We start from the raw sequence: 9641 nt of genomic DNA, 5'->3' as shown, positions 1-9641 counted from the left end.
CGCCTGTTTTCGGCTGCCTTTGACTTGTCAAAGTACGCACTATTCAGTAAGATCCGCCGTCTTATTTATCAGGGCGGCCCCTGAGGCTATAAAGAATGAAAACTTTTACTGCTAAACCGGAAACAGTTAAGCGCGACTGGTTTGTCGTCGACGCTGCAGGTCAGACCCTGGGTCGTCTGGCTACCGAAGTTGCAAGCCGTCTGCGTGGCAAGCACAAGCCTGAATACACTCCGCACGTTGATACCGGTGACTACATCGTCATCATCAACGCTGAGCAGATTCGTGTTACCGGTGCCAAGACCACTGACAAGATGTACTACTCCCACTCCGGTTTCCCGGGCGGCATCAAGTCGATCAACTTCGAAAAGCTGATCGCTAAAGCCCCTGAGCGCGTGATCGAGACCGCGGTTAAAGGCATGCTGCCGAAGAACCCGCTGGGTCGCGACATGTATCGTAAGCTGAAAGTGTACGCGGGCGCTGCTCACCCCCACACTGCTCAGCAGCCCCAAGAACTGAAGTTTTAACGGAATAGTTCATTATGTCGGCGACTCAAAATTACGGCACTGGCCGTCGCAAGACTGCAACCGCTCGCGTTTTCCTGCGTGCGGGCACTGGCAAAATCTCCATCAACAATCGCACTCTTGATGGTTTCTTCGGTCGCGAAACTGCCCGCATGGTAGTTCGTCAGCCGCTGGAACTGGTTGAGATGACCGAGAAGTTCGATATCTTCGTTACCGTTATCGGTGGCGGCGTAAGTGGCCAGGCTGGCGCAATCCGCCACGGCATCACCCGCGCCCTGATGGACTACGACGAAGCTCTGCGTCCTGCACTGCGTAAAGCTGGCTTCGTGACTCGCGACGCCCGTGAAGTTGAGCGTAAGAAGGTTGGTCTGCGTAAAGCGCGTAAGCGTCCGCAGTACTCCAAGCGTTAATTCGCTACCTGCGTTCAAAAAAACGCCCAGTTTCCTTGCGGAACTGGGCGTTTTTTATGGCTGACGATTTAGTCTGCGGCATCATGCCGCAGCGGTGAATGCCCTGATTCGCAAGGCGTTGCGTCGGTTAAGGCTGGGTAATTACCTTGTCAGAAATGGGCCTTTTCTTTACCATTCGGCAACTTTTTGTGCGATCTGAAACTTACCGAGTATAGGCCTGCTTAAAAGGCCATAAAGCTGATGGGAGACGACTGAATGAGCAATGACGGCGTGAATGCAGGCCGGCGTCGCTTTCTGGTAGCGGCCACCTCTGTGGTGGGCGCTGCAGGAGCGGTGGGTGCCGCGGTCCCGTTCGTAGGGTCCTGGTTCCCAAGCGCCAAGGCTAAAGCTGCCGGAGCACCGGTTAAGGTGAACGTCAGCAAAATTGAGCCGGGCCAGCAGATGGTTGCTGAATGGCGGGGGCAGCCGGTGTTTATCGTGCGCCGTACCGAGGAAATCCTCAGTAACCTGGTCAAGCTTGAGCCACAACTGGCCGACTTTGACTCCAAGGCGTCTGAGCAGCCAAGCTATGTCGATCCGAAAACCCGTTCGATCAAGCCGGAAGTGCTGCTGCTGGTAGGCCTGTGCACCCACCTGGGTTGCGCGCCGTCCTTCCGTCCGGAAGTGGCGCCTGCGGACCTCGGTGCCGATTGGGTCGGTGGCTATTTCTGCCCATGCCACGGTTCGCGTTACGACCTCGCCGGGCGCGTGTACAAGGCTCAGCCTGCGCCCATGAACCTGCCGGTGCCGCCGCACACGTACGAGACGGATGATGTGATCATCATCGGTGTGGATCAGGAGCAAGCATGATGAGCAAATTCATGGAATGGGTCGATGCACGCTTTCCCGCGACCAAGATGTGGGAAGACCATCTGTCCAAGTACTACGCGCCAAAGAACTTCAACTTCTTCTACTTCTTCGGCTCCCTGGCGCTGCTGGTGCTGGTCAACCAGATCGTTACCGGTATCTGGCTGACCATGAGCTACACCCCGTCGGCTGAGCAGGCGTTTGCTTCGGTCGAGTACATCATGCGTGATGTGGAGTACGGCTGGATTCTGCGCTATCTGCATTCCACCGGCGCCTCGGCATTCTTCGTGGTGGTCTACCTGCACATGTTCCGCGGTCTGCTCTACGGCTCCTACCAGAAGCCGCGTGAGCTGGTGTGGATTTTCGGCATGCTGATCTACCTGATGCTGATGGCCGAAGCCTTTATGGGTTACCTGCTGCCGTGGGGCCAGATGTCCTACTGGGGGGCCCAGGTGATCATCTCGCTGTTCGGTGCCATTCCGGTGATCGGTGCGGACCTGACCCAGTGGATTCGTGGTGACTACCTGATCTCCGGGATCACCCTGAACCGCTTCTTCGCCCTGCACGTGGTGGCGCTGCCGATCGTGATTCTCGGCCTGGTGGTGTTGCACATCCTGGCGCTGCACGAAGTCGGTTCGAACAACCCGGACGGCGTCGACATCAAGAAGAAGAAAGACGAGAACGGCATTCCGCTCGACGGCATCGCCTTCCACCCGTACTACACCGTGAAAGATATCGTCGGCGTGGTGGTGTTCCTGTTTATCTTCTGCTTCGTGATCTTCTTCTTCCCGGAAATGGGCGGTTATTTCCTCGAGAAGCCGAACTTCGAAGCGGCCAACCCGTTCAAGACCCCTGAGCACATTGCCCCGGTTTGGTACTTCACCCCGTTCTACGCGATTCTGCGTGCGGTGCCGGACAAGCTGCTGGGTGTTATTGCCATGGGTGCGGCTATCGCGGTGCTGTTCGTGCTGCCTTGGCTGGATCGTAGCCCGGTCAAGTCGATGCGCTACAAGGGCTGGATGAGCAAGGTCTGGCTGCTGATCTTCTGCGTGTCCTTCGTGATCCTCGGCGTGTTGGGCGTGTTGTCGCCAACCCCAGGCCGTACGCTGCTGTCGCAGGTGTGTACCTTCCTGTACTTCGCGTACTTCATCCTGATGCCGTTCTATACCAAACTCGAGAAGACCAAACCGGTTCCGGAAAGGGTGACTGGCTGATGAAGAAGCTATTTGCTGCACTCGTTATTGCTGCAATGCCGGCCCTGGCCTTGGGCGCTGGCAGCGGTTATCCACTGGATAAGGTGGATATCGATCTGACTGACAAAGCGGCTCTGCAGGATGGCGCGCGTACGTTCGCCAACTACTGCATGGGTTGCCACTCGGCGCAGTATCAGCGCTATGAGCGTGTCGCTGATGACATTGGTGTTCCCCATGAAATCATGCTGGAGAACCTGGTGTTCACCGGCGCGAAGATTGGTGAGCACATGAATATCGGCATGCAGCCAGCGGATGCTAAAGCCTGGTTTGGTGCGGCGCCGCCCGATCTGACCCTGGTTGCCCGTGTGCGTGGTAACGACTGGTTGTACACCTACCTGCGTACCTTCTATGAAGATACCGCGCGTCCGCTGGGTGCCAACAACAAGGTCTTCCCGAACGTCGGTATGCCGAACGTGCTGGTAGGTCTGCAAGGCCGTCAGTACATCGGTTGTAAGCAGGTGCAAGTGGTTGAGGATGGCAAGAAGCTGTTCGATCCGCTGACCGGCACACCGATTACCCATGAGGCTTGTGATCAGCTGACCGTTGAGCCGAAGACCGGTACGCTGAGTGCTGAAGAATTCGATGAGAAGATCCAGAATCTGGTGACCTTCCTCGCTTACTCGGCCAACCCGGTGAAGCTGCAAAGCCAGCGTATCGGCACCTATGTGCTGCTGTATCTGGCCTTCTTCTTCGTATTCGCCTATCTGCTCAAGCGCGAGTACTGGAAGGACGTGCATTAATCCGTTGTAGCTCCGCTGTTGACCTGCGCGCCCCTTTGGGCGCGCAGGTCTTTGTGCTTCATATAACTTTATAAGCGAGGAGGACCGCCATGGGCGTGACCAATCGGTTGGCCTGTTACTCCGACCCCGCCGACCACTATTCCCACCGCGTACGCATTGTGCTCGCCGAGAAGGGTGTCAGCGCCGAGATCATCAGTGTCGAAAAGGGCCGTTATCCGGCCAAGCTGCTGGAGGTCAACCCCTACGCCAGCCTGCCGACCCTGGTGGATCGCGATTTGGCTCTGTACGAGTCGACTGTGGTGATGGAATACCTGGATGAGCGTTACCCGCATCCGCCGTTGTTGCCGGTGTACCCGGTGGCCCGTGCCAATAGTCGTCTGCTGATTCATCGCATCCAGCGTGACTGGTGCGCGCAGGTGGACCTGATTCTGGATCCGCGTAGCAAAGAGCCGGCCCGTGCCCTGGCGCGCAAGGAGCTGCGCGAGAGCCTGACCGGCGTATCGCCGCTATTTGCCGACAAGGCGTATTTCCTCAGCGAGGAATTGAGCCTGGTGGACTGCTGTCTGCTGCCGATCCTTTGGCGTTTGCCGATTCTGGGGATAGAGTTGCCAAAGCCGGCCAAGCCATTGCTGGATTACATGGAGCGTCAGTTTGCTCGTGAAGCGTTTCAGGCCAGTCTGTCACTTGTCGAACGTGATATGCGTTAACCCGAGGAGGTCATGATGAAGTCGAGTCGTCCTTATCTGGTTCGTGCCCTCTATGAGTGGATCGTGGACAACGACTGCACCCCGCACCTGCTGGTCAACGCCGAGTTTGCCGGTGTGCAGGTGCCTGCCGGTTTTGCCAATGATGGGCAGATCGTGCTGAATGTCTCACCGACTGCCGTGCGTCATCTGCATATGGATAACGAGGCGGTGAGCTTCGAGGGGCGTTTTGCCGGGGTGCCGCAGAGCCTGTATATCCCCGCAGCTGCCGTGCTGGCGATCTATGCGCGGGAGAATGGCCAGGGCATGGTGTTTGATGCGGAGTCGTCGATGCTCGATGGTGATGAGATCGAAGATCCGGATGAGCAAAGCCCTCCGGATGATGAGCCGCCACGTCCCAGTGGCAGGCCCAGTCTGAAAGTGGTCAAGTAAATAGAGAAAAGGCGATCCGAGGATCGCCTTTTCTCTGGTCGCCACCCAGGCGGTTGCCTGGGTGAGGCTATCAGTTGCTGTATTCGAACAGCTTCACCACTTTCTGCACCCCGGAAACGCTTTGTACCAGGTTGGTGGCGTGGTTGGCTTCGGCGCGCGAAACCAGGCCGAGCATATAGACGATGCCGTTTTCGGTGATCACCTTGATGCGGGTGCCCGGCACCGCGCTGTCGGCAAGCATCTGGGTCTTGATGCGGCTGGTCAGCAGTGAGTCGTTGCTGCGCACCAGCAGCGAAGTGGGCTGCAGCACCTGCAACTCGTTGTGCACCTTTTTCACGTTGCTGACGCGGCGTGCGGCCTGCTCGGCCATGGCCTTGAGATCGCTGCGCGGCGTCTGACCGGCCAGCAGTACCACGCCGTTATAGCTGGTAACGATGATGTGCGAGGTCGGGCTGGTCAGGTCGATATGCGCGCGGGCCACGCTGGAGCTGACCTCGGCGGGGATGAACTGGTCGTCGATCTTGTTGCCGACGCTGCGGTTACCGCAGCCGGCCAGGGCGAGAGTCAGTGCCAGGGCGGCGAGGATCAGTGGTGAACGGGTCATTCTTCACTCCCAAACAGTTGGCTGTCGATCAGGTCGCACAGGCAATGGATGGCCAGCAGGTGGACTTCCTGAATGCGTGCGGTGACTTTCGAGGGGACGCGGATTTCCACGTCTTCCGGCAGCAGCAGTGAAGCCATGCCGCCACCATCGCGGCCGGTGAGGGCAACCACGGTCATCTCACGGTCGTGGGCGGCCTGGATGGCCTGGATCACGTTGGCCGAGTTGCCGCTGGTGGAAATCGCCAGCAGCACATCGCCGGGTTGACCGAGCGCGCGAATCTGTTTGGAGAAGATCTCGTTGTAGCTGTAATCGTTGGCAATCGAGGTGATGGTCGAGCTGTCGGTGGTCAGGGCGATGGCCGGCAGGCTTGGGCGCTCGCGCTCGAAGCGGTTAAGCAGTTCGGAGGAGAAATGCTGGGCGTCACCGGCTGAGCCGCCATTGCCGCACGTGAGGATCTTGCCCTCGCTGAGCAGTGCCTGGACCATGGCCTGGCTGCCTTGCTCGATAAGGGGGATGAGCACTTCCATGGCCTGCTGCTTGGTGTCAATGCTGGCTTGGAACAGGTGGCGAATACGAGCTTGCATGTCCATTAGGGATATAACCTTCAGTGTGGCGTCTGTTCAGGTATCAAAGGCGTTTTGAATCCAGTCCAGTTGCGCGGGGGCTTGGCTGTCGGCGGTTATGGCAATCACATCAAAGCGGCATGGGTACTTGGCCCAGCGTGATTCTTGTTGCAGGAAGTGCTGAGCGGCGCGGCTGAGTTTCTCACGTTTGCGTGCATCCACGCTCTCTGCCGCGCCACCCCAGGCGCTATGGCGCCGATAGCGAACCTCGACAAATACTACTGTATCGGCGTCGAGCATGACCAGATCGAGCTCGCCGAGGCGGCAGCGCCAGTTCTGTGCCAGCAGGCGCAGGCCATGCTGTTCGAGATGCTGCCGGGCCAGGGCTTCGGCAGCATCACCGCGTTGTTGTGTGCTGATGCGCTCGCTCAATTGCTGCTGTCGGGCAGCGGCTGAACCTGGCCATCACGGAACTCGGCCCAGGGCAGTTGCCGCTCGATGCGCTGGCTTGGGTTCAGGCTCAGGTTGCCCGACAGGCCTTGCAGGCGAGTCTCGGGCAGGGCCTTGAGCTGGTTCAGGCGTGGCGCCAGCTGGTAGGCGTCGGCACCCATGGCGTACAGGCGGCCGAGGCTGCCGCTGGCCTGCGGCCATTGCGTGCTGGCTTGCTGGCGCAGTGGGTCGTTGACGTTCAGCAGCCAGGGTGTTTCGCAGAACATGATGCCGTTGAGGTCGAGGTACTGCGCCTGGTTGTAAGTGCCGGTGAACAGGTGTGAAGTGGCATACACCGGGACATCGCCGGCGTATTGGAAGGCCAGCGTTGGCTTGATCTGTTGGGCCTGTTGCGGGGTGGCGGCGAGGAAGATGAAGTCGACATCACGGCGCCGCGAAGGGGCTGCAGCAACCGAGGTGCCCAGGGTGTTTTGCAGGCGCTTGCTGCGCGCTTCGCTCTCGCGCAGCTGGAACAGTTCTGCGATCTGCCGGGCCAGTTCGACCGGCTGATCAACGTGTTCGGCGGCGATCAGGGTGCCGCCCTGGGCTTGCCAGCTCTGGCGGAAAGCAGCGAGTACGCGGTCGCCCCATTCACCGCTGGGCACCAGCGCTACGGCGCGGCGCATACCATCGGCCCAGGCGCGGCGGGCGACTTCGCGGGCTTCGTCCTCAGCAGCCAGGCCGAACTGGAACAGTTGTGCCGGGCCTTCCTGGGTGCCTTCGCTGTAATTCAAGGCCAGGGTGGTGATGGGCAGTTGTTCGCGACTGTTCAGTTGGCTGACCAGGTTCTTTTCCAATGGGCCGATCACCAGTTGCACGCCGGCGGCTTGGGCCTGGGCGTAGAAGGCGTCCATGGAGCCAATACGCGAGCTGTCGAAAATCTGAATGTTCGGTGGGTTCTGCCCGGCTTGTTGCGCCTGGTAGTGGGCGGCCAGGAAGCCGTCGCGCAGGGCGCGGGCTACATTGGCCAGCTGGCCATCCTGCGGCAGCAGCAGGGCAATTTCAGTCAGCGGCTGGCTGGAGAACTTCTTCAGTTCGACCAGTGCCTGCGGCAATTGTTGTGCGGCAGGGTGCTGCGGGTTGGCGGCGACCCAGGCATCAATAGCGATTTGCTGCTGCTCCAGAGTGCCAGCGCGCTTGGCGGCGCGGGCCAGCTCCAGCCAGCCGTCGAGGTCAGCATCACCGCTGGCTTGCAGCTCGCTCTGCGGCAGGCTGGAAACCAGAGTCCAGATGGCTTCCTGATTCTGTGCGGCGCTGGCACCGCTGAGCAGCGGGGCGATATAGGCGCGCTCGCGGGCGGCAGCCAGGGTCTGTCCGCTGGCTTGCAGGGCGTTGGCGCGCACCAGCTGGCTGCGGACTTGCTGTTCAACCGGCAGTTCGCCGAGGCGCTCCATGCTCGGGTGGCTAAGGGCTTGCAGGGCGGCCTTGGGCTTGTTGCGGCTCATGTCCAGCTCGGCACGCAGGGTGCTGGCGTAGATCTGCTGGGCCGGTTTCAGGCTTTCCAGTTGCACTTGTTCCAGAATGCTGCTGGCGCGAACCAGGTCCTTCTGCTTATAGGCCAGGTCCGCCGCCGACAGGCGCAGTGCTGCGGCTTGCTCGATGGGGCTTTCGGCCGCTTGCTGCAGCAGTTGTTCAATGCTGGCTTGCGGTGTGCGCGGCAGCTCGCCCAGAGTCGAGGAGGGCTGACTGGCACAGGCTACGAGCAGGCCGGCAAGGCAGAGGGCAGAAAGGGCGCGCAGGTGAACGATCAGGCGGGTGGGCATGTAGGGCGTTCCTGATACTTGATCAAATTGAGCGTCGAATTGTACCCAAGCCCGCCGGGTGACGCGATGTCGAAGGCTGGAAACGGGCTACAATGCGCGCTTTGCTGATTTTGAGAGGCCTGTGCTGTGACCACTACCGCTGCGGCGAATTCACCTTTGGGCAGTCTTTATGTGGTGGCTACGCCCATTGGCAACCTGGATGACATCAGCGCGCGGGCGCTGACTATCCTGCGCAGCGTTGCTCTGATTGCTGCCGAAGACACCCGTCATTCCGCGCGGCTGATGCAGCACTTCGGCATCGGTACGCCACTGGCGGCCTGTCATGAGCACAACGAGCGCGATCAGGGCGGACGCTTTCTCGCGCGGCTACTGGCCGGTGACGATGTGGCACTGATCTCCGATGCTGGTACGCCGCTGATTTCCGATCCCGGTTATCACCTGGTGCGTCAGGCGCGCGCCGCCGGTATTGCGGTGGTGCCCGTGCCGGGCGCTTGTGCACTGATTGCCGCGCTGTCTGCCGCAGGCTTGCCATCGGATCGCTTTATCTTTGAAGGCTTTCTCCCGGCCAAGGCGACTGGGCGGCGCGCGCGACTTGAGCAGCTAAAGGAAGAACCGCGCACGCTGATCTTCTATGAGGCGCCGCACCGCATTCTCGAGTGTCTGCAGGACATGCAGGCGGTATTCGGCGGCGAGCGCCCGGCGTTGCTGGCGCGAGAGCTGACCAAGACCTTCGAAACCCTCAAGGGTATGCCGCTGGCCGAGCTGGCCGCCTGGGTGGCCGCCGACAGCAATCAGCAGCGCGGCGAATGTGTGGTGCTGGTGGCGGGCTGGCAGGCGCCGGAGGGCGAGGAGGCCGTCAGTGCCGAGGCTATGCGCGTGTTGAATCTGCTGTTGGCGGAAATGCCGCTCAAACGCGCGGCGGCACTGGCGGCGGAGATCACCGGGGTGCGCAAGAACTTGCTCTACCAGGTGGCGTTGGAGCAGCTGAAAGACGTTTAAGCCTTGTTCTATAGGGCGCGGGCCGTTAACCTTGCCAGCGGAGAGTCGATCGGACAGTCGCTGCCGTGTTTCGTTCTGCGAAATGCGGGGGAGGAAAGTCCGGGCTCCATAGGGCGGAGTGCCAGGTAACGCCTGGGAGGCGTGAGCCTACGGAAAGTGCCACAGAAAATAACCGCCTAAGCGCTTCGGTGCCGGTAAGGGTGAAAAGGTGCGGTAAGAGCGCACCGCGCGACTGGTAACAGTTCGTGGCTAGGCAAACCCCACTCGGAGCAAGACCAAATAGGGTTCCATTGGCGTGGCCCGCGCTGGAACCGGGT

12 protein-coding genes and 1 other RNA gene are annotated in these 9641 nt (G+C 60.2%); 9 read left to right on the top strand and 4 right to left on the bottom strand.

All coding sequences use genetic code 11. From position 1 onward, the window contains the following. Window positions 1–95 precede the first annotated feature (95 nt). From rplM to WA145_RS06555, 7 genes are all read left to right on the top strand, one after another. Window positions 96–524 (top strand): 50S ribosomal protein L13, encoded by a 429-nt coding sequence (gene rplM, locus WA145_RS06585; protein WP_090249152.1) that lies wholly within the window; start codon window positions 96–98, stop codon window positions 522–524. A gap of 14 nt (window positions 525–538) precedes the next feature. Then, on the top strand, window positions 539–931 hold the full coding sequence (gene rpsI, locus WA145_RS06580) for a 30S ribosomal protein S9 (RefSeq protein ID WP_090249150.1): 393 nt from the start codon (window positions 539–541) through the stop codon (window positions 929–931). Window positions 932–1186: 255 nt separating this feature from the next. Continuing rightward, window positions 1187–1780: a ubiquinol-cytochrome c reductase iron-sulfur subunit gene (petA, locus tag WA145_RS06575; protein ID WP_422580800.1), complete on the top strand. Its 594-nt coding sequence runs from the start codon at window positions 1187–1189 to the stop codon at window positions 1778–1780. Beyond that, window positions 1780–2991 carry a cytochrome b gene (locus tag WA145_RS06570; RefSeq protein WP_422580799.1) on the top strand — a complete coding sequence of 404 codons (1212 nt, stop codon included), beginning with the start codon at window positions 1780–1782 and terminating at the stop codon, window positions 2989–2991. The genes petA and WA145_RS06570 overlap by 1 nt, the downstream gene beginning before the upstream one ends. Further along, entirely contained in the window at window positions 2991–3770 is a 780-nt protein-coding gene (locus WA145_RS06565; protein ID WP_422580798.1) for a cytochrome c1, read from the top strand. Before WA145_RS06570 ends, WA145_RS06565 begins: the two co-directional genes overlap by 1 nt. An 89-nt stretch (window positions 3771–3859) precedes the next feature. Next, window positions 3860–4477, top strand: coding sequence for a glutathione S-transferase N-terminal domain-containing protein (locus tag WA145_RS06560; protein ID WP_422580797.1), 618 nt, complete (start codon window positions 3860–3862; stop codon window positions 4475–4477). Window positions 4478–4492: 15 nt separating this feature from the next. Next, entirely contained in the window at window positions 4493–4906 is a 414-nt protein-coding gene (locus WA145_RS06555; RefSeq protein WP_422580796.1) for a ClpXP protease specificity-enhancing factor, read from the top strand. A gap of 70 nt (window positions 4907–4976) precedes the next feature. Here WA145_RS06555 and WA145_RS06550 read toward each other — a convergent pair whose 3' ends face one another. Genes WA145_RS06550 through WA145_RS06535 form a run of 4 tightly spaced genes read right to left on the bottom strand, consistent with a single transcriptional unit; the run spans window position 4977 to window position 8313 of the window. Next, window positions 4977–5510 carry a BON domain-containing protein gene (locus tag WA145_RS06550; RefSeq protein WP_422580795.1) on the bottom strand — a complete coding sequence of 178 codons (534 nt, stop codon included), beginning with the start codon at window positions 5508–5510 and terminating at the stop codon, window positions 4977–4979. Beyond that, window positions 5507–6100 (bottom strand): phosphoheptose isomerase, encoded by a 594-nt coding sequence (locus tag WA145_RS06545; RefSeq protein ID WP_422580794.1) that lies wholly within the window; start codon window positions 6098–6100, stop codon window positions 5507–5509. Before WA145_RS06545 ends, WA145_RS06550 begins: the two co-directional genes overlap by 4 nt. Before the next feature lie 30 nt (window positions 6101–6130). Then, window positions 6131–6505, bottom strand: a complete 375-nt coding sequence (locus tag WA145_RS06540; protein ID WP_422580793.1) for a YraN family protein — start codon at window positions 6503–6505, stop codon at window positions 6131–6133. Next, entirely contained in the window at window positions 6502–8313 is a 1812-nt protein-coding gene (locus WA145_RS06535; protein WP_422580801.1) for a penicillin-binding protein activator, read from the bottom strand. The genes WA145_RS06540 and WA145_RS06535 overlap by 4 nt, the downstream gene beginning before the upstream one ends. A gap of 168 nt (window positions 8314–8481) precedes the next feature. On the opposite strand from WA145_RS06535, the gene rsmI reads away from it, so the two are divergent. Together rsmI and rnpB are read left to right on the top strand one after the other, a co-directional pair. Then, entirely contained in the window at window positions 8482–9324 is an 843-nt protein-coding gene (rsmI, locus tag WA145_RS06530) for a 16S rRNA (cytidine(1402)-2'-O)-methyltransferase (RefSeq protein WP_422580792.1), read from the top strand. Between the two features lie 41 nt (window positions 9325–9365). Further along, window positions 9366–9641, top strand: an RNA gene (rnpB, locus tag WA145_RS06525) — RNase P RNA component class A; the annotation flags it as partial.

This window comes from Pseudomonas sp. (genome assembly GCF_049301935.1).
GTDB lineage: Bacteria > Pseudomonadota > Gammaproteobacteria > Pseudomonadales > Pseudomonadaceae > Aquipseudomonas.
This window is presented reverse-complemented; position numbering and strand designations above follow the sequence as displayed.